Below are 23,482 nucleotides of genomic sequence, written 5' to 3' on the forward strand. Positions count from 1 at the left end.
TGGGGATTTGCATTCCCGGCCAAAGATGACGCAAGGTTAGAGGTCGGGAACAAGTTTAGCGGCGGCTGAAAGCTGTTTCGCCGGCGCGCTCAGCGCCCCAAGCCCGAGACGCTTTCGACGAAGTCGGCTATCGATTTGACGTCGTCGAGATCGAAGACCGGCAGGCTCCCGCCTTCGGCAGCGAAGTCCGCGGCGATGGCGACGATGTTTGGATCATTGACTGACAGCGGCGTCCTGTCCTTGGCCTCAAGGCGGCGCGTCTCGATCTTCTTGTGCGCCTCGCGCTTGTAGCCTTCGACCAGCACGATGTCGGATAGCGCCAGCCGCGCCAGGATCGCCTCCAGCGTCGGCTCATCCTCATCGCGCAATTCGTGCATCAGCGCCCAGCGTCGGCCCGATACGACCGCGACCTCGGTGGCGCCGGCCTCGCGGTGGCGAAAGGAGTCCGCGCCAGGCTTGTCGATGTCGAAATCATGATGGGCGTGCTTGACCGTCGAGACCGTCCAGCCGCGCCGCACCAATTCGGCGACCAGCTTCTCGGTCAGTGTCGTCTTGCCGGAGTTCTTCCAGCCGGTGATGCCAAAAACGCGCCTGTTCATTCCTCGATGCTCTGCAGCAGTCGCTCGGCGATCGCAAGATCGTCCGGCATGTTGATGTTGAAGAACGGGTCGATCTGCTGCCCGCCCGACGCCATCATTGGAAACTCCACGTCGACGACGTCGTGCCGGTCGATGAAGGCGGAGACCCGCCGGTTGTCCTCGTCGACCAGGAACCGGCGCAAGGCGTCATGCAGGCCAAGCGGCCAGAGCGCAAATGTCGGATGCCGCCTGCCGCCGGAGCTGGCGACAGTGATCGCTCCGGGCTTTGTGGCGGCGGCCGTAGCCAGCCGCTCGATCAGATCTTTCGGGAAAAAAGGCGTGTCGCCGGCGACAGTGACGACGGCATCGCAGGCGATCGACGCCCACTCGATGCCGGTCAGTATCCCGGCAAGCGGCCCGGCGTGGCCTTCCACCGTATCGGCAAGCACCGGCAGCCCGAACCGGGCGAAGCGCGCCGGATCGCCGTTGGCGCTCAGCGCCAGCGGCCCGACCTGTGGAACGAGGCGCGCCACGACGTGGTCGAGCAGGCTGCGGCCGCCGAGCACAAGCAGGGTCTTGTCGCCGCCGCCCATGCGCCGTGACTGGCCGCCGGCCAGGATGATGCCCGCTATGTTCTGGTCCATCGTGCGCTGTCTTCTAGCTGCCGGATCGCAAAGTCTCGGCGATCCTTGGGGCTGGCCTATATGCCGTCCGGCGCCATGTCAGGTCCAGCGCTTTCGGCGGCGGTCTGCCGTCGGCCGACGATGCGCTCGCGGTAGAGCGCGTAGAGGCCGGAGCCGACGATGATGGCGGCGCCGACGATCATCGGCAGGTCGGGGACATCGCCGAAGATGACGAGGCCGAGCAGGATCGACCAGAGCAGGGCGGTGTAGCGGAACGGCGCAATGAAGGAGATGTCGCCGGAGCGCATCGCCATGATGATAAATTGGTAGCCGATCAGCACCAGCACTGCGGCCAGCGCCAGCAGCGCCGTGGCCTTGCCGCTCATCGGCGTCCAGCCGCCCATCGGCGCAAGCAGCGCAGCGCCCAGCACCGTCATGGCCAGCGCCGTGGCGGTCGATACCAGAAGCGTCGGGATCGCTTGCGGGATGCGCCTGGTGGAGAGATCGCGCACCGCGCAGCAGGCGACACTCGCCAGCGCCAGCAGCGAATAGATGCTGAAGCCTTCGAAGCCCGGCCGCACGATAACCAGCACGCCGGCAAAGCCGACGGCGATCGCCAGCCAGCGCCGCCAGCCGACACCCTCGTTGAAGAACAGCGCCGCGGCCATCGTAACCGCCAGCGGCAGCGCCTGCAGCACCGCCGAGACATTGGCGATCGGCAGATGCGCCAGCGCGACCAGGAACGAGACCGTTGCGCCGGCTTCGCCGGCCACGCGCATAGCCACCATCGGCTGCAGCATCGAGCGTGGTGCGGCCAGCGCGCCGCGCTGCCAGGCAAGCAGGCCGACGAACAGCGAGGCGAAGGCCCCCCGGATCAGCATGACCTGCGCCATGTTCATCGATTCGGAGGAGAATTTGGTGATCGCGTCGTTGAGGGTGAAGCCGACCATGGCCACCATCATGAACAGCGCGCCGCGCAGGTTTGGCGAAAGGGGCAAGGGCGTCACCGGTTGTGCTTTGGATCAGCCTCTATCAGCGAGCCGCAAAACAGCAACGTCAAAGCACTGGGCCACAGCCTTTCGCCGTGGCCCGCAAAGATCCGCGCGAAGGCGAAGGACTTACTTCGGCGTCAGCACTTCGGTGCCGCTGCCTTCCTTGCCGGCGATGGTCCAGAGGCCGTGCAGCGAGCCGTCTTCCTCGACCTTATAGACGACGAGGCCGATCTCCTTGCCCATCACATAGCCGGCGGAGAAAGCATTGTCGTTGCGCATGCAGATGCCGTCGGACGACGAACCGCCGGTTTCCCAATGGATGGTGCAGGTCGTCTCGCTGGTCAGCGTGATAGTCGCTTCGCCGCCATAGGCGGAGCCGTCGAAATTGGTGCCTGCGACTGTATATTTGCCGCCGATCGACTGCGCCGCCGCCGGTGCCGCGGCAAAGCCGAGCATTGCAAGGGCAACAATGAATTTGCGCATGTTGTATTCCCCCTGTGAGTGACAAAATCACGTCCACGCGAAGGCTAGGCTGGAACATCGAGTCGGTAAATCCGCTGCCCTTTAGCGGACAAGGATTATTCCGTGGTGTGGCGCAAAATGCTCACGGCCCTTCAAGGCTGCCCGCGATGGCGCCAACAAGCGGATCGTATTTCGATTTCACTGCTTGCGGATACTCAATCCAGACCGTGCGGATGACGCCGTCCTTTCCGAACAGGCGACGCTCATAGAAGATCTTGCCGTCCTTGATGCCGGACAGCACGGCCCAGTCCTTGCCGGCCTTGCTGTAGGTGATCTTGTAGCCTGGCTCGGTGCTGGCCTTCTCGGCGGCGACAAAGCCTTTCGGCGTATCGTCATCGATGTTGAGGATGCCGGAGCAGATCAGGCTGGCTCCGTCGGGCGCGCTCCATTGCTGCCCGTCGCCATTCTCCGGCTCGGGCTGACGGATGCTGAAGATCTCGCCCGGGAAGGTGCAGACAGTGCCGAAGCGCTGATTGGTGTAGGTGAACGGCGCGGCGCCGGCGGCGGCTGCCAGGCTCAACGCCGCGACGGCCAGGATCGGGAAAACACGTTTCATGCCAGCCTCCAGTCGATCGTCGGAGGCGATCCTTGCACGAAACTGGCGAGAAAATCAGCCGCCGGTCACACTCATATGGCGGGAGACCGATGGGCGGCTGGTGCGGCGGTCGATGATGAAGTCGTGCCCCTTGGGCTTGCGCCCGATCGCCTCGTCGATTGCCGCCGAGACCAGTTCGTTGCCTTCGGACGCACGCAACGGCGCCCGGAGGTCGGCTGCGTCTTCCTGGCCCAGGCACATATAGAGCGTGCCGGTGCAGGTCAGCCTGACGCGGTTGCAGCTTTCGCAGAAATTATGCGTCATCGGGGTGATGAAGCCGAGCCTGCCGCCGGTCTCGGCGACATGGACATAGCGGGCCGGCCCGCCGGTCTTGTAGGGGATGTCGTTCAGCGTGAACTGACGCTCGAGTGAGGCCCTGAGCAGGGACAACGGCAGATACTGGTCGGTGCGGTCGGCGTCGATCTCGCCCATCGGCATGGTTTCGATGACGGTGAGGTCCATGCCGCGGCCATGCGCCCAGCGCAGCATCTCAGGCAGCTCCAGGTCATTGAAATCCTTCAGCGCCACGGCGTTGAGCTTGACCTTCAGCCCCGCCGCCTGCGCGGCGTCGATGCCTTCCATGACCTTGCCGAGATGGCCCCAGCGGGTGATCTGGTGGAACTTGTCGGCGTCGAGCGTGTCCAGCGAGACATTGATGCGCCTGACCCCGCAATCGGCGAGTTCCGCGGCAAAGCGCGACAGCTGCGAGCCGTTGGTGGTCAGCGTCAGTTCTTCCAGCGCGCCGCTCTTCAGATGGCGCGACAACTGGCGCACCAGATGCATGATGTTCTTGCGCACCAGCGGTTCGCCGCCGGTGAGACGCAGTTTCCGCACACCCTTCTCGATGAAGACGGTGCAGAGCCGGTCGAGCTCTTCCAGCGACAGCAGATCCTTCTTGGGCAGGAAGGTCATATCCTCGGCCATGCAATAGGTGCAGCGGAAATCGCAGCGGTCGGTGACCGACACCCTGAGATAGCTGATCGTTCGACCGAAGGGATCGATCATATCCATGTTGCAAGCATTTCCCGTGACCTCGAGCAGCGGCGCTGCAAGCGTTATATATGGCTATGTGATACGATCCGCTGCTTCATTCAAGATAGCCGCTCTCGATCTTTGGTAACATTCCCCGGCCGACATTGCATGTCGGCTGCGCTCCAATGGCCTTTTCGCCTGCGGCGAAGCAGCGTAGGGAAGGGTTGAAACGACGCAGGAACGATCCGCATGACCGCGCCGAAGGAACTCCGGGTCTCGAAGGACCGCAAGCTGCTTACCGTCACCTTTGCGGACCACCAGCCGTTCGAATTGCCGGCCGAGCTGCTGCGCGTGCTGTCGCCCTCGGCGGAAGTGCAGGGCCATTCGCCGGAGCAGCGCGTGACCGTGCCCGGCAAGCGCAATGTCGCCATCCTCAAGATAGAGCCGGTCGGCAACTATGCGGTGCGCATCACCTTCGACGATTTCCACGACACTGGGATATTCACGTGGAACTACCTGCACACGCTGGGTCACGAGAAGGAGGCGCGCTGGAGCGCCTATCTCGCCGAGCTGGCGGAGAAGGGGCTCGGCCGCGACCGTTAGGCCGTGTCATCCGCACTGTCGTCAGGGCGTCATGGATGTGGAGTAGCGCCGGCAAAGGTTTGGAGACAAAAAGATGTCGGTCATCACAACGGTCGAACAGCTCGAAGCGCTCTATGGGGCTCCAGGCGAAGCCTCGATCGTCAAGGAACTCGACCACATCATCCCCGAATACGCCGCCTTCATCGAGGCCTCGCCCTTCGCGGCACTGGCGACCGCCGGGCCGGAGGGGCTCGACTGCTCGCCGCGCGGCGATCTCGGCGGCTTCGTGCGCATCCACGACCAACAGACGCTGATGATGCCTGACCGCCGCGGCAACAACCGCGCCGATTCGCTGAAGAACATCATCCGCGACCCTCGCGTCGGCCTCTTGTTCCTGGTGCCCGGATCGGGCACCACGCTGCGCGTCAATGGCAGGGCTCACATCACCACCGACGCCGGGCTCTGCGCCTCCTTCAGCGTCGACGGCAAACCTGCACGTTCGGTCACCGTGATTGCCGTCGATTCGGTCTATTTCCAATGCGCCCGCGCCATCGTCCGGTCGGAGCTGTGGAACCCGGCGAAGCATGTCGATCCGAAAGCGCTGCCGACGCCCGGCCAAATACTGGAAATCACCAGCCGGAAAAACATCGACGGCGAAACCTACGACAGGGAATGGCCCGAGCGGGCAAAGAAGACGATGTGGTAGATTCAGGTGAGGCTGGCGTGCAAATGGCGGCCTCCTGCGCTTCCTGTGCTCACGCACGTTAAGTACGCTTCGCTCCGGTTATCGGAGGCCATCATCTTCGGCGCATCCTGACCTGCATCTCGGTGCGCCGGCGCTTATGCTTCCTTCAGCACATCGGCGATCTTGCGCATCTGCTCACCGATCATGTCGCACTGCTCCGCAGTCGACTGGCTCATCGCCTTCTCGATCAGCGCCATGTGAACCTTCAGCGCCTGCATCAGCAGGGCTTCGCCTTCCACGGTCAGGCTTAGCCTGAGCACGCGCTTGTCCTTCTCGTCGCCCTCGCGGCGCAGCAGGCCGCGGGTCTCCAGCTGCGGCAAGAGCATGGTGATGTTGGAGCGCCCGACCAAGAGCTTGCGGGCAAGGTCATGCTGCGACATGCCGGGATGGCGGTAGAGGTTCATCAGAACGTCGAGCTGTGCCGGCTTGAGATCCAACGGTGCCAGTTTCACCGCCAGCGTGCGCTCCACCACATGGCAGGCGCGCGCCACCGCGACCCAGTTGCGAAAGCGCGGGTTGTCCCAGGGCAGGTCTTGCTTAATGTTCATGTTTGAACTATTATGTTCATGCTTGAACGAATGGATGGATCGACACTATGGCATCATTTGGTCTGAAGGTCATCCGGGGCGTGTTCGGCGCGGCCGAGCATGTGGCACCTCGCCTCAGCGGTCGCGCCGCGTTCGAACTGTTCTGCCGCACGCCGAACGTCAAGGCGCTGAGCGACGGCGAGCGCCGCGCTGTCGAGCGGGCCGCGGCCTTCATGGCCGAGGCGCGGCATCATCGGCTGAAGACGAAGAAGGGCTGTGTCATGGTGCATGAATTCCGGCCCGAGCCGGGCAGGGCGCCGGCCGGCACCGTGCTCGTCATCCATGGCTGGCGTTCGCGCACCGAATATATGCGCGCGCTGATCGAAGGATATCGCGGCGCCGGCTACAAGGTTGTCTCGCTCGACCTTCCGGGCCACGGCCAATCGCAGGGCCGCCGTCTGAACATGGTCAACGCGGTCGAGGCGGCAAGGGTCGCCGGCGAATGGTTCGGTCCGTTCAAGGTTATCGTCGGCCATTCCTTCGGCGGCGCCGTCGCCGCCAACGCCGTCGCCGGTTCGGTCAGGGGCATCCAGCCTATCGCGGCCGAAGGCTTGGTGCTGATCGCGGCGCCGAGCTCACTGCCGGCGATCTTCGCCGACTTCAGCAGCATGCTCAATGTCGGCCCGCGCTCGCAGGTCGCCATGGCCGATCGCGTCGAAAAACTCTCCGGCCGACCGCTCGGCGAATTCACCGGCGACCGCCAGCTCGCGGAAGCGCTGGTGCCGACGCTGGTCATCCATGCGCCCGACGACCGCGAAGTCTCTGCCGACCATGCCACGCGCTATGCCGGCGCCGGCGATCATGTCAGCCTGCATTGGGTCGACGGGCTCGGCCACCGCCGCATCCTCGCCGACAAGGGCGTGGTCGAACGCGCCGTCCGCTTCGCGGCCGAGCACCGCGACTCGACGTTGATGCATTGAAGCGCTGTCAGTCGGCCTTCTTCTTCTGCCCCGGCTCGACCGGCAGTCCGGCCGCCTTCCAGGCGGTGTAGCCGCCAAGGATGTGCTTGACCGGCGAAAGGCCCATGTCCTGCGCCGTTTTGGTGGCCAGCGCCGAGCGCCAGCCGCCGGCGCAGAAGAAGACAAAGCTCTTGCCCGAGGCGAAGAACGGCTTGTGATAGGGGCTTTCCGGATCGATCCAGAATTCCAGCATGCCGCGCGTGACATGCCTGGCGCCGGGGATCTTGCCGTCGCGCTCGACCTCGCGCGGATCGCGCAGGTCGACGAAGATCGTGTCCTCGTCCTCGATTAGCCCCGCCGCTTCCTCCGGCGACACCACCTCGATCTCGGCGTTCGCCTCGTCGAGCAACTCGCGATAGCCTTTTTTCACCGGCGCATTCCTCCCGACCGTGGCTTGCCCACCAGATTTCCAGCACAAGGGCTGGCATTTGTCACGCGGCGTTGGTGCCGGCCATGGCTAGCCACGCCACCCTGGCGCGCCAGCCAACGTGGCCATCCGGCGGGCAGGGCACGAAGTGCCGATTCGTCGCAAGCACCATGTGGACCACCAACGCCGGCGCCGACGCCTGATGCAACCGCCATGGGCCGAAGCCGCTTCGCCCAAGACTGTCACCAACTTGTGAAACTGTTCTGCAACAGCGGCGCCGAAATTTATGGAAGCTTAACGAAATCAGTATGAATCGGTATAATCGCGCCTTACATCCGCCATGCGGTGGGCGTGACCGTCTAGCGGCGCGGAACGGGAGCCGGTTCACAACCGGAGCGGGTGATCATGAAAATTTTCGGAAACACGGCCTGCGTGATGCCGCTTGCGGTTGCCGCGACGCTGGCTCTCGGCGCCCCGCAGGCGAACGCGCAAGGCCTGTTCGACATGCTGTTCGGTGGCGGCGTCCGGCATAACCCGCAAGGCGAATTCCCGCCGCCGCCCAAGCCGAGACCCAGCAAGGTGCCAGCCGGCGGTGGCTCCAGGATCAGCAGCCCGTCCTACTACACCTACAAGGCCGACCGTCTCGTGCGCGTCAACTTTTCAGCGTTGGTGCCGGCGCCGGCGACTGTGGCGGCGCAGGACGCCGCCTTCGTGCCATCTGTCGCCAGCGATGCCTTCCGCGAAGCGATCGCCGGACTGGGTGACTACGAACTTTATGCTGAGCCCGACATCGCCAAGGCGCTGATCGCCTACTACTCGGCCAATCCGGATTTCATCTGGGTGACCGGAACCACCCCCAACAGCCGTGCGCAGGACGCGGTGCGGGTGCTAGGCGAGGCGGCGAGCTATGGCCTGACGCCAGCCGACTACTCGGTCGACGTTCCGGCCGCATCATTCTCGGCCAGCGCGGACGAGCGCCTGAAGGAACTCGTCCGCTTCGAGATGGCGCTGTCGGCGCGCGTGCTGCGCTATGCCCATGATGCCCAGAGCGGCCGCGTCGATCCCAACCGGATGACCGGCTACTATGATTTCCCGGCCAAGCCACTGGATATGGACGGCGTGCTGAAGACGCTTGCGCACACGCAGGAGGTTCGCACCTATCTGGAATCGCGCCATCCGCAGAACGCGGAGTATCAGGCGCTGCGCGTCGAGCTGGAAGCGCTGCAGGCCAGCGAGGAAAACGAGATCGTCGTCGACCCCAAGCTGTTGCTGAAGCCAGGCGAGAGCAGTCCCGAACTGCCCAAGCTCCTGACGCTGATCGCGCGCAACCTAGATGACGAGATGGGCGGCGACTATGGCGAGGTCCTTGCCAGGCTGGGCAAGAGCGAGCTCTACGATCCCGAGCTGGTGCCTGTCATCAAGGCGGTGCAGAAGCGGGCCGGCATGAAGGGTGACGGCGTGATCGGTCCGCGCACGGTGGCGTCGCTCGCCGGAACTTCCAAGGCCGACAAGATCACCAAGGTCGAGGTCGCGCTGGAAGAGTTGCGCTGGCTGCCGTCCGATCTCGGCAGCCCGCGTGTCTTCATCAACCAGCCGGCCTTCACCGCCGCCTATATCGACAATGGCGAGGAGAAGCTGAAAACCCGCGCGGTCGTCGGCAAGGTTACCAACCAGACGGCTTTCTTCTACGACCAGATCGAACAGGTCGATTTCCATCCCTATTGGGGGGTGCCGCAATCGATCATCGTCAACGAGATGCTGCCCAGGCTGCGCAACGATCCGGGCTATCTCGACCGTGCCGGCTATGAAGTGACGGATTCGAGCGGGCGGCGCGTGCCGTCATCGGCGGTCAATTGGGGCGCCTACGGCGCCAACATCCCCTACAGCGTGCGCCAGCAGCCGAGCGAGGCCAATGCGTTGGGTGAGCTGAAGATCCTGTTCCCCAACAAGCACGCCATCTACATGCATGACACGCCGCAGAAATCCTTCTTCGAGCGCGACATGCGCGCGCTCAGCCATGGCTGCGTGCGCTTGCAGGATCCGCGCGGCATGGCGGCGGCGGTGCTCGGCACCTCGGTCGACTACATCGCCGAGAAGTTGAAGCACGGTCATTCGACCGAAAAGGTGACCCGCACCATCCCTGTCTATGTCGCCTATTTCACCGCCTGGCCCGACATGTCCGGCAATGTCGAGTATTTCAACGACGTCTACGACCGTGACACGAGGCTGATGCAGGCGCTGGACGCGACCGAGGCGGTGCGCTCTCCGGCGAGCTAGCTCAGGCGCGCTCGAAGAGCGGGCGTCTGAAGCCGGCGTCGCGCCCGGCGATCAGCCAATAGATCAGGCCGGCGACCAGGCCGGCGGCGGCGATGATCCCAGTGTCGGCCCAGCGCTCGGGACTCTCAGGCGCGTCCGGCCAGATCAGCGTGAAACCCGCGGCCGCCGCAATGGCGCCGAAGACCATGTGCAGCAGGAAGCTGCGCAACGAGAAAAACTCCGCGATCAAGGCGAAGGCGAGGGTCTGCATCCACGTCAGGATGATCGTCAGGAAGTAGACGAACATGCCGAGCGGCGGCACCAGCAGCACGGCGATCGGGCTGATGCCCATGAGGTCGAAATAGGCCGGCGCGTTGGGCAGCGAACTGAGTATCCCATAGATCGCCGCTACTGCGATCAGCCCGACGAGAACGGCCACCAGATAGCCGGCAAGCATCATCAGGACGCGCTTCAATACGTGTTTTACCACTGCCCTGCACCCCCGTGCCCGCATCCGTGGAGCAGCAGTCAGCCATCAAAGCCGGTTTTGTGCAAGGGGAGGCGAGGCGACGACAGGCATCGCCGGTCCGCCGCGATCCGCAGAGAGTGCGCGGTGCGGAATGGTCGAATGGTGGCGGCGCAGCGTCCTATCTGGTCTCGCTCGGTTCTGCGGTCACCGGGTCGTAGGAGATTTCGACCTTCGCCTTGTCGGTCGTATAGTAGGTAACGGTGTAGACACCGCTGTCCCAGCCAACCTCCTTCACATAGCGGAAGTCAGGACGTTGCTCGACCTTGGCGATGATCTCCGACAGCTTCTTGGCGTTCGATGGCGGCAGCGGCCTTTCATCGGCCGCGAAGGCGGGTCCGCCGAGGAGAAGAACCGCAAGGCCGGTCGTCAAAACAACAGTGCGCATGATTGCCCCTCATCTCGTGCTGGCATGGATGCCGTAAAGAACTCGCCCGCGTCCCTGTTGGTTCCGCCAGTGGAGTACAACGCCTGTTCCAGGGGCGGCCTGGCGACTGCGGGTGACGACGGAGCCATGTGCATTCGGCCCAGCTGAAATAGAGAAAATTCAGTAATTCCAATACGAAAGGGCGAGCTAACAATGCACAACCTGAGTAACAAACGGCTAACCATGCAAGCGGCCGCGCGCTGCGTTCAATTAGCGGATCGTAGTAGAGCTTTTGCGAAGACCCTGTTAGACTTGCTAACATAACAGGGTGGCAACGGCGCGCCGAGCCTGCCGACGATCTTTCGTCGGCAAACGGTGAAGTGTTCAACAAAGCGGAAGTCGCCTGTGCTGGACCGCAAGCAGGGACCGGGGGCTTCGACCATGGCTGAACGGAACTACACCCGTCAGCTGGCGACCATCATTTCTATCGATGCCGTCGGATTCTCGCGGTTGATGGGCATCGACGACGAGTTGGCCGTCGCCGCTTTCGAGGAACGACGCGACATTATCGCCGATAGCTGCGTGGCGTTTGGCGGCCGGACTTTCGGCGACGCCGGCGACAGCATCATGGCCGAATTCGGCAATCCGATCGAAGCCTTGCGCGCCGCCTTCGATTTCCAGGGTAGGATCGTAGCGCTTAACGCCGCCGTCGCCGAGGACATGCGCATGCCTTTTCGCGCCGGCATCAACACCGGCGACGTCATCGTGCGCGAGGGCCGCCTCTATGGCGACGACGTCAACATCGCCGCCAGGCTGCAGGAGTTCGCGCCGCATGACGGCCTCGCCATTTCGGAGACGACATGGCACCACGTGAAGGACAAGACCGCGGCCGAATTCACCGACCTTGGCGAATTCATGCTGAAGAACATCGCGCTGCCGGTGCGGGTGATGATAGCGGGCCGCGGTGGCAATGCGTCGCCAGCGGCGCCGCTCGCCGCCATTTCGCCAGCCGTCAGCCAGCAAAAGTCGCCGCCCAAAGGCCCGCCGGCGATTGCCGTGCTGCCTTTCGCCGGCGATGGTGGCGAGCGCGACGTCGGCTACATGGCCGATGGCATCGCCGAGGACATTATCTACGGCCTCTCGAACACGAGATGGCTTTCAGTGATCGCCAAGAGCTCCAGCTTCCAATTTCGCGACGATAGCCTGGGCACGCGGGTAATCGGCAACGCGCTTGGCGCGCGCTACATCGTCAGCGGCACTCTGACGCGCAATGGCAGCCAGATCCGCCTCAACACCTCGCTTGCCGACACCTCGAACGGACGGCTGGTCTGGTCGCAGCGCTTCGACCGCGACCTCGTCGACATCTTCAAGCTGCGCGACCAGATCGGCAGCGAGATCGTCTCGATGCTCGACAAGGAAGTGGACCGGGCCGAACAGGCGCGCACCTTCCAGGTGCCGTGGGAAAGCCTGGAGACCTGGCAATTGGTTCGACGCGGTCGCTGGCACATGAACCGGCGCACGCGCGGCGATACCGAAATCGCCCTGGATTTCTTCGAAAAGGCCTATCGGGAGGACGCCAATTCCAGCGCCGTGCTGAACGAGCTGGCATGGTGGTATTTCTGGCGGGCGTGGCTGCGTTTTGGCGACAGCGATGACCTGGACAAGGTCGAGCAGTACGCGCGCAAGGCCTTGCTGATGGACAGCCTGGACGCGCGCCCGCACGCCCATCTTGGCGTCATCGATATCATGCGGGGTCAGCCGCGGGCCGCGATCGAGCATCTCGAGGAAGCGCTGCACATCAACCCGAGCTTTGCCTTTGCGCGCTCGGCCATGGGCAGCGCCAAGCTTCTGCTCGGAGATGCCGCCGACGCCATACCGTTCTTCCTCGATACCGAGCGGCTGAGTCCTTTCGATCTCTACCGGTTCCACAATCTGGGGGAACTGGGGGTCGCCTACAGTTTCGTCGAGAACTGGCCGGCCGTGATCGCCACGGCCGATCGTTCGCTCAACCTGTCGCCTGGCTATTTCTACGCCCGATACCTGAAGATCGGCGCCTTGATGCGCAGCGGCCGTGTCGATGAGGCCAAACGCGAACTGGCGATTTTCACGACCAGGCATCCGGACTTCTCGGAGCAGCGGGTGCGCTGGATACCTTTCGCCAACAAGGCCGCGAATGAATTCCTCATCGCCAATTTCGAACTGGCAAGATCGGCGATGTGATTTCGCGGAGGCGATGGGCTGGACACAGATGATTGTGAAAAGAATCACATACTCCGAGCCGATGCGACCATAGGCCAAGAGACGGCCGGCATCGCAATGAGGTGGACAGCCGGGGGGCTTGAACGTGCATGATCAAGTTAAAGTACTTCGATAAAGTCCGCGCGGCCCAGAAAAGCCAGCGACCGCTGTCGGAAATGCCGCCTTTCGACATTGAACGGCTCCGCGCCAAGGGCTTGGCGTCCCGCATCGCGAACTTTTTCTTCGGCGATCCCCGCTGGGCCCTCGCGCTGCTGCGCCGCTTCAAGCCGAGTCTTGGCTTCGGCAATTTCCTGCTCGTCACCAGGAACGCCGACGTTCGCGACATATTGGAGCGCGGCGAGGAGTTCGAGACGCCCTACGGGCCGGAAATGGCCGAGCTGGCGCGCGGCTCGAACTTCATCCTCGGCATGCAGGACGGCGCCGCCTACCGGCAGATGAAATCGTCGGTGCTGAGCGCCTTTCCGCCGGCCGAGGTCGAGGCCAAGGTCAGGCCGATCGCGGCGCGCCATTCCAAGGACATCATGGCGGCCGCCAGCCCCGGCTTCGACGCCATCGGCGGGCTGATGAAGATCGTTCCGGTGCACATCTGCCGCGACTATTTCGGTTTGGAGATCGACGACGAATCCGAATTCGCCGACTGGGCGATCGCCTTGAGCGCGCTGTTCTTTTCCGATCCGACGGCAAAACCGGCCACGCGCGAGCTCGCGGTCGTCGGGGGCGACCGGCTGATCAAGCTCATCGACCGTTCCATCGACGCGATCAGGGAAAAGGGCGCCAAGAACGAGCAGCCGCTGGCGCGGCTCGTTGCCCTGCTCGATCAGGGCCGCATGTCGCGGCCGGACATTCATTCCATCATGCTTGGCATGATCGCCGGCTTCGTGCCGACCAACGTGCTGGCCGGCGGCAATTGCCTGGACGTCATCCTGTCCAGGCCAGACGCGCGGCAGGCAATCGACGCGGCGCTCGCCGAAAACGACACGGCGAAGCTCGACCGGGCCATCATGGAAGCCATGCGCTTCAAGCCGATCTGGGTCGGCCCCTGGCGCTACACCTCACGCGACACGGTTATCGCCAAAGGCACGCCCCGCGAGCGGCTGGTGAAGGCGGGAACGGTGGTGATGCCGGCCACGCTGTCGGCGATGTTCGACCCGGAGGCCGTGCAAAATCCCAACGATTTCGACACCACGCGTCCGTACCGCGATTACCTGGTCTTCGGCCACGGCATCCATCTGTGCATCGGCGCCGAGATCGCCAGGATCCAGATCGGCGAAAGCCTGCGCGCGCTGTTCGGCAAGGAGAAATTGCGCCGCGCGCCGGGCAAGGCCGGGCGACTAGTCAACATCGGCGCCTATCCGGAGAGCCTCAAGGTCGACTTCGAGCAGCCGGCGCTCTGCCGCACCGTCGACCAGTCGATGGTGACTGTGGTCTGCCCGGTCGTCCGGACCGTGCCGCTGGATGCCATCCGCGACAAGGTCGCCACGCTCGGCAATCCGGCCAACGAGGAGATCAGCGCCGCGCTCGACATCTCCGCCACCATCCATTTCACCAGCCTCGCCGTCGCCGGCACCGGCGAAATCGATGACGCTTCCGGTCTTGAGAAGGGTGCGCTTGTGCTCGAAATCTCCGGCGACGGCAGCGCCGGCGAGGTCATCGACGCCGTCTCCCAAGCCATCGGTCACCGGCTGCGGCCGATCTTCAAGGACGTCTGCGGCCTGCCCGAGGGCGGCTCGCTCAGCGACTTCCTGCGCAGGCACAATATCGAGATATCGCCGTCCTTTGGCAGCAACGCCGGGCTGGTGTTTTCCGGCACGCCGGGGCATTCGGTCCGCCGCATCCTGGCTGAAGCCGAGCTTGCCGACACCGTGCGCGGCATCGCCGAGCAGCCGCGCGCCGGCAACGGCGATGCCGCCATGGTGCTTGCCGAGGCCCGCCGGCATGTCCATTCGCTGGGTCGGTTCGACTGGGCTTTCCAGCCCGCCGAAAGCCAACTCGAAAATCCGCCCGGCAAATGGTGGCGGGCCATCACCACGACGTTGCTCGCGCCGCCGATGCTGGTCGCCGTCGCGGTCGTGGTGCTCGTCTGCTGGAAGCTGACCTACAAGCTGGTGTTCGGCGATCCGAGCGGCCTCAGCTTCACCACCATCGCAATTGCCGGCACGGCGCTTCTGCTGGCCGTGCTCGGGCTCATCGCGATGATAGTTGTGGCGCTTGGCGTCTGCTTCATCGCGTTACGGCGCCTCGAAGACATTGACCGTCCGCACAACACGCCCGTCGACCTTGATGCGCTGGACAAGATCATCGTGCATGAGGATCGCGCAGCGCAGAACCATATGACGGCGATCTCGACGATGAAGGTCGGAACCTTGCGACGTTTGGCGCTCCGGCTGTCTTTCTATCTGATCTCGATCACGGCGCGGAAAGTGTTTCGACCGGGCTTCCTCGGCACCATCAACACCATCCATTTCGCCCGCTGGGTGCTTTTGCCCGGAACCAACAGGCTGATGTTCTTCTCCAACTATGGCGGCAGCTGGGAAAGCTACCTGGAGGATTTCATCGCCAAGGCTGCTTCCGGGCTCACCGGCGTGTGGAGCAACACCGAAGGCTATCCCCGCACGCGATGGCTCTTCCTCGATGGCGCGCGCGACGGCGACCGGTTCAAACGCTGGGCACGGCGACAGCAGGTGCCGACTCTGTTCTGGTATTCGGCCTACCGCGAGCTCAACACCGCGGCCATCCGGATCAATTCCCGGATCAGGCGCGGCATTGCTTCGGCCACCGACAACGAGGCGCGCGACTGGCTGAGCCTGTTCGGTTCTCTGCCGCGGCTGGCGACCGAAAGAACCACCGTTCAAAAAACCACCTCGCTGCTGGCCAATATCAGTTCGGCCTTTCCGCCGCCTCTCGAGCAACAGCTGGAAACCGGCGAGATCCAGTCCATCTTCTTCGGTCCGTTCGGGTCGCTGGCGCACGCGCATATGATGGCGATTGCCATACCCCAGACCCTGTCCAGGGCGAGCCGCAGGGCCTGGCTCGAATTCGTCGTTGCCCGCGCGAGTTTTGGCGATGGCGTGCCGCGCGAGCGCGCCATGACGCTGGCATTCGGTCCTGACGGCCTTCGCCGCCTCGGACTGGACGGCGGCGTCGAGGGCGATCCGCTCGGCACGTTTCCTGTCGCCTTTCGCCACGGCATGGGCAATCCCGAACGCAGCCGCATCCTGGACGATCTCGGCGACAGCGTTCCCGACAAATGGCAATGGGGTTCACTGCAGAAGCCGGTGGACGCCGTCGTCGTCTGCTATGCCGAAAGCCCCGAGATCCTGAAGGCCGAGCTTGCCGCGCTGAAGAAAAAGACATCGAGCGCGGGGATGGTGCTGGTTTCGGAACTGCCGCTCGCGGTCAAGCGGGAAGGCAAGCGCGCCGTCGAGCATTTCGGCTTCGTCGACGGCGTGTCGCAGCCGATCGTGCGCGGCACGGCGCGCGCAAATGCGGGTGCTGCACCCATGCATCTGGTCGCGCCAGGCGAATTCCTGTTCGGCTATCGCGACGAGCACGGTTTCTACCCGGCTTCGCCGTCCGTCCCGGCCGCGCAGGACCGCTCCGGTATCCTGTCAGCGGTGCGCCGCAACCGGCAGATCGCCGGATTGCCACCCCCGCCGCACGATTTCGGCCGCAATGGCTCCTTTCTGGTCGTGCGCCAGTTCGAGCAGCACGTCGAGCGCTTCGACGATTATTGCAAGGCGGCAGCCGCGCAAGTGGCGGGCGAGACCGGCAATCCGGCGATCACGCCGCGCTGGGTGGCCGCCAAGATGCTCGGCCGCTGGCCGGACGGCAGTTCGCTGGTGCGCAACCCAGACGGCCGCCCCGGACGCGGCGTCGACAATGATTTCACCCTCGGCGTCGAGGACCCGCAGGGGCATCGTTGCCCGCTTGGCGCTCACATACGCCGCTCCAATCCGCGCGACTCGCTTGGCGAAGACCGCGAGACGCAGATCCAGATCGGCAAGCGCCACCGCATCATCCGCGTCGGCCGTTCCTACCAGAAGCAGGACCGGAAGGGCGCGAAGGTCGAGAAGGGCCTGCTCTTCATGTGCCTCAACGCCGACATCGAGCGCCAGTACGAATTCATGCAGCAGACCTGGGTCTCATCGACCTCGTTCCAGGGGCTGGTCGGTGAAAAGGATCCGACGATCGGTTCGCGCACCGACGATGGCAGGTTCACCATCCCGTCCTGGGAAGGCGTCACGGTCCTGAAGGGAATACCGCAATTCGTCACCACGCGGGGAGGTGGCTATTTCTTCATGCCGAGCAAATCCGCGCTGCGCTATCTGATCTCGCGGCTCTGATTCGGGTGACGCATCGCCGAATGACGCCCTCAGTCGTCGTCCTGCGATTCGGCAATGGTAGCGAGCGCCCTGGCGTCGGTTATGCGCAGGCCACCTCGCTTGATCTCGATGATCCGGCGGCTGCGCCAGTCGTTCAGCGTCTTGTTGACCGACTCGCGCGTCGCGCCGAGGAACTCGCCCAGCTCCGATTGCGATATCGGTATCCAGCCGGCCCCATCAGCCATGACCCCGCCCAGGAACACCAGACGTTTCGCCAGCCGGGCCTCGATGCCGAAGAAGGCCTGGTCGCCAAGCTCGCCGCTGACCCAGCGCAGCCGTGCGCACAGCAAGTCGATCATGGCGCGCGCCAGCGACGGGTTTTTCTCAATACGGTCAAAGAGTTGCGTGCGGCTGAGCGAGACCAGCTCGCAAGCCGTGAGGCAGATGGCGGTTGCCGTGCGCGGGCGCCCGTCGAGCGCGCCGATCTCGCCGACCAGGCTACGCGACAGCTCGATATTGGCCACCAGCTTCTGGCCGCCCGGCGAGTAGATCGAGATTTCCACCGAGCCGCTCATCACGCCGTAGATGCGATCGGCGGAATCCTCCTGGACGAACAGATGCTGGCCGGCCGCATAGCGCTCGACCTTGCAACCGCTGAACAGAAGATCGAACTGACCTGGATCGATCCGCGCAAGGCGCGGCAGGTCGTTCCTGTCGTTCGCGCTGGCGAAAGCCATGTTGATGTCCCGATTGCCACCCTCGCTGAAGTTTACGGCAACAGAGGACGGCGTCAAAGCCCCAGCATTCAACCGTGCCACGATGAGTATGAGGCTTCACCAATTTGAGAGAGAAAAGATCCTGCCTGGATCATGCGGATCGCAATTTGAGGCGGCAGGGGAATGGTGGGCGATGCAGGGATTGAACCTGCGACCCCACCCGTGTGAAGGGTGTGCTCTCCCGCTGAGCTAATCGCCCGCTCGTTGCCCGAAGGCCAAGCGAGCCGCGATATAAGGGAGGCAGGCTGCCGAAGTCAAGGCGATGTGACGCTCATGCTGCAAGGATCGTATTTGCGGGATCGGCGGGCTGGTACGGCCCCCCTTTTTGCTCAGCGCGCGGCGTCGATCAGCCGCTCGGCCAGGCCGAGGGTGAGCGCATCGAAATGCGAGATCACGGCCGACGGCTCGAATTCCCTGACATGGCGATCGGTATAGCCGAAATCGACCGCCACCACCGGAATGCCGGCGGCCTTGGCGGTGTCGATATCGGTCTGCGAATCGCCAACCATCAGCGCGCGCTGCGGATCGCCGCCGGCCAGCCTGATGGTTTCAGTGAGATGGCGCGGGTCGGGTTTGCGGAAGGCAAACGTATCTTGGCCGGCGATCGCGGCGAAATACCGCGCCAGACCGAGCGCGTCGATCAGCGCCACCGAGTTCGCCTCGTATTTGTTGGTGCAGACCGCGAGCAGGAAGTCGGCGTCCTTGAAGCGGTCGAGCGCTTCGACGACGCCGGGGTAGGGGCGCGACTTGCCGGGAATGTTGAGCGTGTAGTGGTCGAGGAACAGTCTTAGCAGCCGATCGTGCTCCTCCGCCGCCAGCGCCCGCTGCTGCGCGGCATGCGCCCGCTCGATCATCACCCGCCCGCCATGGCCGACGAAGCGCCTGAAACCTGCCTCGTCGACCGCCGCGAGTTCGCTGGCGGCGAGGCTGTGGTTCAGGCTGTCGAGCAGATCCGGCGCCGTGTCGACGAGCGTCCCGTCGAGGTCGAACACGATGATCGGTCTGGTCATGGGCGGTCCTGTGCGGTTGCGTCGCCCGTGGCGATAACCCCTGTGCCCCGATCAGGCAAGCCAGCTTGGCCAATCCACCGGCTTTGAGCACAAGCAGAGCGCGGCCTTTGACCGGGCGGGCAAAAATGCTAGGAGCGCCCAGATCAGCCTTTCCCGGGGACGACGTGCAATCATGGATGCGAGGCAACTGAAGGTCGAAGCCGCGCGGGCCGCCCTTGGCCATGTCACCGACGGCATGCGGCTTGGCATCGGCACCGGCTCGACGGCCGAGGAGTTCGTGCGCCTGCTCGCCGAGAAGGTCGCCACCGGGCTATGCGTCATCGGCGTGCCGACCTCGGAGCGCACCGCAGCACTTTGCCGCGAGCTCGGCGTGCCGCTGTCGACGCTCGAAGAGACGCCGGAGCTCGACCTCACTGTCGATGGCGCCGACGAGGTCGACCCGGCCCTCACGCTGATCAAGGGTGGCGGTGGCGCGCTGCTGCGCGAAAAGATCGTCGCGGCGGCGTCCGGGCGCATGATCGTGATCGCCGACCAGTCAAAGATGGTCGAGACGCTCGGCCGCTTTCCGCTGCCGATCGAAGTCAACAAATTCGGCCTGCGCGCGACCGAGATCGCGATCGGCGCGGCCGCCGCGGTCCTCGGCCTTTCCGGCCCGGTTACATTGAGGATGACGGGGAGCCAGCCATTTGTTACAGACGGCGGCCATTTTATCCTCGATGCATCTTTTGGCCGCATTCCGGATACAAGAGCGCTTTCGAATGCTCTCCACGCCATTCCAGGCGTTGTCGAGCATGGTCTTTTCATCGGGCTGGCGTCAGCGGCCATCATCGCCGGCGGCGACGGCATCCAAACCGTCCATGCCGCCCGAAAACCAGGGAGTTCTATCGACCATGATGTTGCATAACCGGGTTCGCCGCTTCTCGGCCGCTCTGGCGGCTTCGGCTGTCCTTGCGTTGTCCTCGCCGGCGTTTGCGCAGGACGTCTCCGAATCGCACCTGAAGGCTGCGCGCGCCGCCGTCGCTGCCATCCATGCCACCGACCCGTTCGACAACATCCTGCCGCAGGCAGCGGCGGCGCTTGAGAACCAGCTTATCCAGAAGAACCCCGACATGCAGGAACTGATCGGCAAGACCGTCAGCGAGAAGGCGATGGCGCTGGCGGCGCGCCGCGCCGACCTTGAGAAGGAAGCAGCCCTTGCCTATGCCAAGGTGTTCTCCGAGAAGGAGCTCAACGACATCGCGACCTTCTACAGCTCCGATTCGGGCAAGAAGCTGCTGGACAGCGGTCCGGCAGTGACGCGCGATCTCGTCAAGGCAGCCGACATCTGGCAGAACGGCGTCGCCCGAGACCTCGCCCAGCAGGTGGGCGAAACGCTGGCTGCCGCGTCGAAGGCCGCCGCTCCGGCCGCGCCCGCTCCCGCGGATGGTGCCGCGCCGGCCGATGGCTCGGCTCCGGCTGACGGCGATGCGCCGGCCGACAACACGCAGAACTGATTTGCCTTGCTGCGCGGCCTGACGGCCGCTGGACCAGAAAGCCCGGCTTTGTCCGGGCTTTTCTTTTGGTGATGAGCAGCCTACCTGTCTCAGGCATTTTTGAAGGCAAGGAGCCACGCATGGCCGGTTACGACTACGATCTCTTCGTCATCGGCGGCGGCTCCGGAGGGGTGAGGGCGGCCCGTGTCGCGGCGGCGCTCGGCAAGCGCGTCGGCATCGCCGAGGAATACCGCTATGGCGGCACCTGCGTCATTCGCGGCTGCGTGCCGAAGAAGCTCTACGTCTATGCCTCGCAATTTCCCGAGCATTTTGCTGACGCCGCCGGCTACGGCTGGAGCGTGCCCGAGGCCAGTTTCGACTGGCCGACGTTGGTCGCCAACAAGGACAAGGAGATTGCCCGGCTGGAAGCCATCTACGAGAAGAACGTGAAAGGTGCCGGCGGCGAGACGTTCCATTCGCGCGCCATGCTGGTTGATCCGCATGTGGTGCATCTTCTCGGGGAGGATCGGACCGTCACCGCTGACCAGATCCTTATCGCAACCGGGGGCCGGCCGGCGCCGCATCCGGCCCTCGTCGGCCATGAGCACTGCATCTTTTCCAACGAAGCTTTCGACCTCAAGAAATTGCCGAAGGCAATCATGATCGAGGGCGGCGGCTACATCGCCGTCGAATTCGCCAACATCTTCCATGGGCTCGGCGTCGACACCACTCTGGTCTATCGCGGCAGGGAGATCCTGTCCCGCTTCGACATGGACCTCAGGCGCACACTGCACGAGACCATGGAAAAGAAGGGCATCAAGATCCTTTGCCATGCGGTGTCGGAATGGGTGCGCAAGCGGCCGGACGGGCGTCTGGACGCGCTCGTCACCGGCGGCAAGGTGCTGACCGTCGATCAGGTGATGCTTGCCATCGGCCGCATCCCCAACACCGAGAACATGGGCCTGGAAGGGGTCGGCATCGAACTCACCAGGACCGGCGCCATCAATGTCGACAAGGACTCGCGCACCAACATCGACAACATCTGGGCGATCGGCGACGTCACCAACCGCGTGCAGTTGACGCCGGTGGCGATCCATGAGGCGATGTGCTTCATCGAGTCCGCCTTCAAGGGCAACCCGACCGCGCCCGACCACGACACCATCCCGACGGCGGTGTTTTCGCAGCCGGAGATCGGCACCGTCGGCCTGTCGGAGGACGAGGCGGTCAAGCGCTTTGCCGACATCGAGGTTTATCGCGCCAGCTTCCGCCCGATGCGCCACACCCTGTCCGGTCGCGACGAGAAGATGCTGATGAAGCTGGTGGTCGACGGTGCCTCGGGGAAGGTGCTCGGCGCCCATATCCTCGGGCCGGATGCGGGCGAGATGGCGCAGCTTCTGGGGATTCCGCTGAAAGCAGGACTGACCAAGGAAGATTTCGACCGCACCATGGCCGTGCACCCGACGGCGGCGGAAGAACTGGTCACCATGTACAAGCCGACCTACCGGGTGAAGAACGGCGAGCGCGTCTGACGATACCCACCGCCGGCGACAGCCGGCGGTGGGATGTTCAAGCCTACAGCAGCGTACCGCGCAGGATCACCAGCGCCACCGAGAAGTAGATCACCAGGCCGGTGACATCGACCAGCGTGGCGACGAACGGCGCCGAGGCGCTTGCCGGATCGAAGCCGATGCGCTTCAGCGCGAACGGCAGCATCGACCCGGAGAGCGAGCCGAAGGTGACGATGCCGATCAGCGCGGCACCCACTGTCGCCGCGATCAGTTCCCAGTGCGGGCCATAGTTGTAGAAGCCGAGATACTGCCACAGCGTGATGCGGCAGACGCCGACGACGCCGAGGATCGCCCCGAGCACAAGGCCGGTCGGCAGTTCGCGCAGGGCCACCCGCCACCAGTCGCCAAGGCCGATCTCGCGCAGCGCCAGCGCCCGGATGACCAGCGAGGTCGCCTGCGAGCCGGAATTGCCGCCCGAGCTCATGATCAGCGGGATGAACAGCGTCAGCACGATCGCCTTCTCCAGCTCGCCTTCATAGCTTTGCATGGCATTGGCGGTCAGCATCTCGCTGATGAACAGGGCGCAGAGCCAGCCAGCTCGCTTCTGGATCATGGCGAGGAAGCCCATCTTCATATAGGGCTCGTCGAGCGCCTCCATGCCGCCGAAGCGATGCACGTCCTCGGTCGTCTCCTCGACCATCGTGTCGATGATGTCGTCGATGGTGACGATGCCGAGGAGCTTGCCGTGGTCGACGACCGGTACAGCGAGCAGGTCGTATTTGGAGATCGTCTGCGCCAGCGTCTCACGATCGGTCAGCGGCGTGACCGTCACCGGCACGCGGTCCGGCGCCACCGACAGGATCGGATCGTCAGGCTCGCCGGTGATCAGACGCCGCAGGCCGGTCGAGCGCACAAGGAGGTGCGTTTGCGGATCGACGATATAGATCGCATAGACGGTCTCGCGGGTGCGCTCGACCTTGCGGATGTGGTCGAGCGTGCGGCCGACGGTCCAGTCCGACGGCACGCTGACGAACTCCGTCGTCATGATCGAGGCAGCGCTGCCTTCGGGATAACCGAGGATGGAAAGCAGCGTCGCGCGCAGCGGCGGCGCGAGCGTGCCGAGCAGTTCGGAACGCGCCGGCTCGTCGATCTCGCGCAGGATGTCGGCCGCGCGGTCGATGGACATAGCGGTCAGGAGCTTGCTTGCCTTGACGCGCGGCAAGGCTTCGACGAGCTCCGGCGCGCTTTCGAGCTCGGGCTGGTCGAAGATCTCGACCAGCCGCTCGAAAGGCACGGCGCAAAGCAGCTCTATGGCTGTCTCGCGCGGTTCGTGGTTGAGCGCCTCGACGACGTCGGCGACATGGTCGTTGGCGAGGACACGGGCGATGGCGACGGCGCCGTCGTCCAATACGGGTGCGAATTCATTCATGGCTCACTCCTTGCCGTCCGGCAGGAGGTGAGCCG

22 protein-coding genes and 1 tRNA gene are annotated in these 23,482 nt (G+C 64.2%); 9 read left to right on the forward strand and 14 right to left on the reverse strand.

Features of this window, described 5'->3' with window-relative positions; all coding sequences use genetic code 11:
- Positions 1–89: 89 nt before the first annotated feature.
- From mobB to moaA, 6 genes are all read right to left on the reverse strand, one after another.
- Complete coding sequence (mobB, locus tag EJ073_RS03755; RefSeq protein WP_126054508.1) at positions 90–599, reverse strand: molybdopterin-guanine dinucleotide biosynthesis protein B; 510 nt, start codon at positions 597–599, stop codon at positions 90–92.
- The gene (gene mobA / locus EJ073_RS03760) at positions 596–1,222 is read right to left on the reverse strand and encodes a molybdenum cofactor guanylyltransferase MobA (RefSeq protein WP_126054509.1); all 627 of its coding nucleotides are present in this window, start codon (positions 1,220–1,222) and stop codon (positions 596–598) included. Before mobA ends, mobB begins: the two co-directional genes overlap by 4 nt.
- Before the next feature lie 56 nt (positions 1,223–1,278).
- Positions 1,279–2,199 carry a DMT family transporter gene (locus EJ073_RS03765; protein WP_126054510.1) on the reverse strand — a complete coding sequence of 307 codons (921 nt, stop codon included), beginning with the start codon at positions 2,197–2,199 and terminating at the stop codon, positions 1,279–1,281.
- A 120-nt stretch (positions 2,200–2,319) separates the two neighbouring features.
- Complete coding sequence (locus EJ073_RS03770; protein WP_126054511.1) at positions 2,320–2,676, reverse strand: hypothetical protein; 357 nt, start codon at positions 2,674–2,676, stop codon at positions 2,320–2,322.
- A gap of 121 nt (positions 2,677–2,797) precedes the next feature.
- Entirely contained in the window at positions 2,798–3,271 is a 474-nt protein-coding gene (locus tag EJ073_RS03775) for a hypothetical protein (protein WP_126054512.1), read from the reverse strand.
- Positions 3,272–3,325: 54 nt separating this feature from the next.
- Complete coding sequence (moaA, locus tag EJ073_RS03780) at positions 3,326–4,321, reverse strand: GTP 3',8-cyclase MoaA (protein WP_126054513.1); 996 nt, start codon at positions 4,319–4,321, stop codon at positions 3,326–3,328.
- A 210-nt stretch (positions 4,322–4,531) separates the two neighbouring features.
- Between moaA and EJ073_RS03785 the strand changes: the two genes are divergently transcribed.
- Positions 4,532–4,885, forward strand: coding sequence for a DUF971 domain-containing protein (locus EJ073_RS03785; protein WP_126054514.1), 354 nt, complete (start codon positions 4,532–4,534; stop codon positions 4,883–4,885).
- 73 nt (positions 4,886–4,958) lie between these two features.
- Positions 4,959–5,570: a pyridoxamine 5'-phosphate oxidase family protein gene (locus tag EJ073_RS03790; RefSeq protein ID WP_126054515.1), complete on the forward strand. Its 612-nt coding sequence runs from the start codon at positions 4,959–4,961 to the stop codon at positions 5,568–5,570.
- Between the two features lie 134 nt (positions 5,571–5,704).
- On the opposite strand, the gene EJ073_RS03795 is transcribed toward EJ073_RS03790, so the two are convergent.
- The gene (locus EJ073_RS03795) at positions 5,705–6,157 is read right to left on the reverse strand and encodes a MarR family transcriptional regulator (RefSeq protein WP_126054516.1); all 453 of its coding nucleotides are present in this window, start codon (positions 6,155–6,157) and stop codon (positions 5,705–5,707) included.
- A gap of 47 nt (positions 6,158–6,204) precedes the next feature.
- Between EJ073_RS03795 and EJ073_RS03800 the strand changes: the two genes are divergently transcribed.
- Complete coding sequence (locus EJ073_RS03800; protein ID WP_126054517.1) at positions 6,205–7,116, forward strand: alpha/beta hydrolase; 912 nt, start codon at positions 6,205–6,207, stop codon at positions 7,114–7,116.
- A gap of 7 nt (positions 7,117–7,123) precedes the next feature.
- Here EJ073_RS03800 and EJ073_RS03805 read toward each other — a convergent pair whose 3' ends face one another.
- The gene (locus EJ073_RS03805) at positions 7,124–7,525 is read right to left on the reverse strand and encodes a rhodanese-like domain-containing protein (protein ID WP_126054518.1); all 402 of its coding nucleotides are present in this window, start codon (positions 7,523–7,525) and stop codon (positions 7,124–7,126) included.
- Positions 7,526–7,927: 402 nt separating this feature from the next.
- Here EJ073_RS03805 and EJ073_RS03810 point away from each other — a divergent pair, with 402 nt between their 5' ends.
- On the forward strand, positions 7,928–9,799 hold the full coding sequence (locus EJ073_RS03810; protein WP_126054519.1) for a murein L,D-transpeptidase: 1,872 nt from the start codon (positions 7,928–7,930) through the stop codon (positions 9,797–9,799).
- A 1-nt stretch (position 9,800) separates the two neighbouring features.
- On the opposite strand, the gene EJ073_RS03815 is transcribed toward EJ073_RS03810, so the two are convergent.
- Positions 9,801–10,238, reverse strand: a complete 438-nt coding sequence (locus EJ073_RS03815; protein ID WP_189347859.1) for a hypothetical protein — start codon at positions 10,236–10,238, stop codon at positions 9,801–9,803.
- 187 nt (positions 10,239–10,425) lie between these two features.
- Complete coding sequence (locus EJ073_RS03820; protein WP_126054521.1) at positions 10,426–10,692, reverse strand: PepSY domain-containing protein; 267 nt, start codon at positions 10,690–10,692, stop codon at positions 10,426–10,428.
- A 420-nt stretch (positions 10,693–11,112) separates the two neighbouring features.
- On the opposite strand from EJ073_RS03820, the gene EJ073_RS03825 reads away from it, so the two are divergent.
- A complete protein-coding gene (locus EJ073_RS03825; protein ID WP_126054522.1) occupies positions 11,113–12,891 on the forward strand; it encodes an adenylate/guanylate cyclase domain-containing protein in 1,779 nt (592 codons plus the stop codon).
- Between the two features lie 128 nt (positions 12,892–13,019).
- The gene (locus EJ073_RS03830; protein ID WP_126054523.1) at positions 13,020–17,273 is read left to right on the forward strand and encodes a cytochrome P450; all 4,254 of its coding nucleotides are present in this window, start codon (positions 13,020–13,022) and stop codon (positions 17,271–17,273) included.
- A 29-nt stretch (positions 17,274–17,302) separates the two neighbouring features.
- Here the strand turns inward: EJ073_RS03830 and EJ073_RS03835 are convergent, their stop codons facing one another.
- The 3 genes from EJ073_RS03835 to EJ073_RS03845 form a co-directional block, all read right to left on the reverse strand.
- Complete coding sequence (locus EJ073_RS03835) at positions 17,303–17,989, reverse strand: Crp/Fnr family transcriptional regulator (protein WP_126054524.1); 687 nt, start codon at positions 17,987–17,989, stop codon at positions 17,303–17,305.
- A 163-nt stretch (positions 17,990–18,152) separates the two neighbouring features.
- Positions 18,153–18,227 (reverse strand) — tRNA-Val (locus tag EJ073_RS03840).
- A 130-nt stretch (positions 18,228–18,357) separates the two neighbouring features.
- Positions 18,358–19,038: a phosphoglycolate phosphatase gene (locus EJ073_RS03845; RefSeq protein WP_126054525.1), complete on the reverse strand. Its 681-nt coding sequence runs from the start codon at positions 19,036–19,038 to the stop codon at positions 18,358–18,360.
- Positions 19,039–19,210: 172 nt separating this feature from the next.
- Here EJ073_RS03845 and rpiA point away from each other — a divergent pair, with 172 nt between their 5' ends.
- From rpiA to gor, 3 genes are all read left to right on the forward strand, one after another.
- A complete protein-coding gene (gene rpiA / locus EJ073_RS03850; protein ID WP_126054526.1) occupies positions 19,211–19,942 on the forward strand; it encodes a ribose-5-phosphate isomerase RpiA in 732 nt (243 codons plus the stop codon).
- Positions 19,929–20,531, forward strand: coding sequence for a DUF2059 domain-containing protein (locus EJ073_RS03855; protein ID WP_126054527.1), 603 nt, complete (start codon positions 19,929–19,931; stop codon positions 20,529–20,531). Before rpiA ends, EJ073_RS03855 begins: the two co-directional genes overlap by 14 nt.
- Positions 20,532–20,650: 119 nt before the next feature.
- The gene (gene gor, locus EJ073_RS03860) at positions 20,651–22,039 is read left to right on the forward strand and encodes a glutathione-disulfide reductase (protein WP_126054528.1); all 1,389 of its coding nucleotides are present in this window, start codon (positions 20,651–20,653) and stop codon (positions 22,037–22,039) included.
- Between the two features lie 43 nt (positions 22,040–22,082).
- Here gor and mgtE read toward each other — a convergent pair whose 3' ends face one another.
- Complete coding sequence (gene mgtE / locus EJ073_RS03865; RefSeq protein ID WP_126054529.1) at positions 22,083–23,447, reverse strand: magnesium transporter; 1,365 nt, start codon at positions 23,445–23,447, stop codon at positions 22,083–22,085.
- Between the last annotated feature and the right edge of the window lie 35 nt (positions 23,448–23,482).

It is taken from the genome of Mesorhizobium sp. M4B.F.Ca.ET.058.02.1.1, from assembly GCF_003952505.1.
Classification (GTDB): domain Bacteria; phylum Pseudomonadota; class Alphaproteobacteria; order Rhizobiales; family Rhizobiaceae; genus Mesorhizobium.

Excerpts from the sequence above, each read along its gene's own strand:
- EJ073_RS03855 (WP_126054527.1), top strand. The coding sequence starts at position 19,929 with ATGATGTTGCATAACCGGGTTCGCCGCTTCTCGGCCGCTCTGGCGGCT.
- EJ073_RS03785 (WP_126054514.1), top strand. The coding sequence starts at position 4,532 with ATGACCGCGCCGAAGGAACTCCGGGTCTCGAAGGACCGCAAGCTGCTT.
- EJ073_RS03800 (WP_126054517.1), top strand. The coding sequence starts at position 6,205 with ATGGCATCATTTGGTCTGAAGGTCATCCGGGGCGTGTTCGGCGCGGCC.
- mobB (WP_126054508.1), bottom strand. The coding sequence starts at position 599 with ATGAACAGGCGCGTTTTTGGCATCACCGGCTGGAAGAACTCCGGCAAG.
- mobA (WP_126054509.1), bottom strand. The coding sequence starts at position 1,222 with ATGGACCAGAACATAGCGGGCATCATCCTGGCCGGCGGCCAGTCACGG.
- EJ073_RS03830 (WP_126054523.1), top strand. The coding sequence starts at position 13,020 with ATGATCAAGTTAAAGTACTTCGATAAAGTCCGCGCGGCCCAGAAAAGC.
- gor (WP_126054528.1), top strand. The coding sequence starts at position 20,651 with ATGGCCGGTTACGACTACGATCTCTTCGTCATCGGCGGCGGCTCCGGA.
- EJ073_RS03825 (WP_126054522.1), top strand. The coding sequence starts at position 11,113 with ATGGCTGAACGGAACTACACCCGTCAGCTGGCGACCATCATTTCTATC.
- EJ073_RS03815 (WP_189347859.1), bottom strand. The coding sequence starts at position 10,238 with ATGATGCTTGCCGGCTATCTGGTGGCCGTTCTCGTCGGGCTGATCGCA.
- moaA (WP_126054513.1), bottom strand. The coding sequence starts at position 4,321 with ATGGATATGATCGATCCCTTCGGTCGAACGATCAGCTATCTCAGGGTG.
- EJ073_RS03775 (WP_126054512.1), bottom strand. The coding sequence starts at position 3,271 with ATGAAACGTGTTTTCCCGATCCTGGCCGTCGCGGCGTTGAGCCTGGCA.
- mgtE (WP_126054529.1), bottom strand. The coding sequence starts at position 23,447 with ATGAATGAATTCGCACCCGTATTGGACGACGGCGCCGTCGCCATCGCC.
- EJ073_RS03790 (WP_126054515.1), top strand. The coding sequence starts at position 4,959 with ATGTCGGTCATCACAACGGTCGAACAGCTCGAAGCGCTCTATGGGGCT.
- rpiA (WP_126054526.1), top strand. The coding sequence starts at position 19,211 with ATGGATGCGAGGCAACTGAAGGTCGAAGCCGCGCGGGCCGCCCTTGGC.
- EJ073_RS03795 (WP_126054516.1), bottom strand. The coding sequence starts at position 6,157 with ATGAACATTAAGCAAGACCTGCCCTGGGACAACCCGCGCTTTCGCAAC.
- EJ073_RS03835 (WP_126054524.1), bottom strand. The coding sequence starts at position 17,989 with ATGGCTTTCGCCAGCGCGAACGACAGGAACGACCTGCCGCGCCTTGCG.
- EJ073_RS03820 (WP_126054521.1), bottom strand. The coding sequence starts at position 10,692 with ATGCGCACTGTTGTTTTGACGACCGGCCTTGCGGTTCTTCTCCTCGGC.
- EJ073_RS03810 (WP_126054519.1), top strand. The coding sequence starts at position 7,928 with ATGAAAATTTTCGGAAACACGGCCTGCGTGATGCCGCTTGCGGTTGCC.
- EJ073_RS03845 (WP_126054525.1), bottom strand. The coding sequence starts at position 19,038 with ATGACCAGACCGATCATCGTGTTCGACCTCGACGGGACGCTCGTCGAC.
- EJ073_RS03770 (WP_126054511.1), bottom strand. The coding sequence starts at position 2,676 with ATGCGCAAATTCATTGTTGCCCTTGCAATGCTCGGCTTTGCCGCGGCA.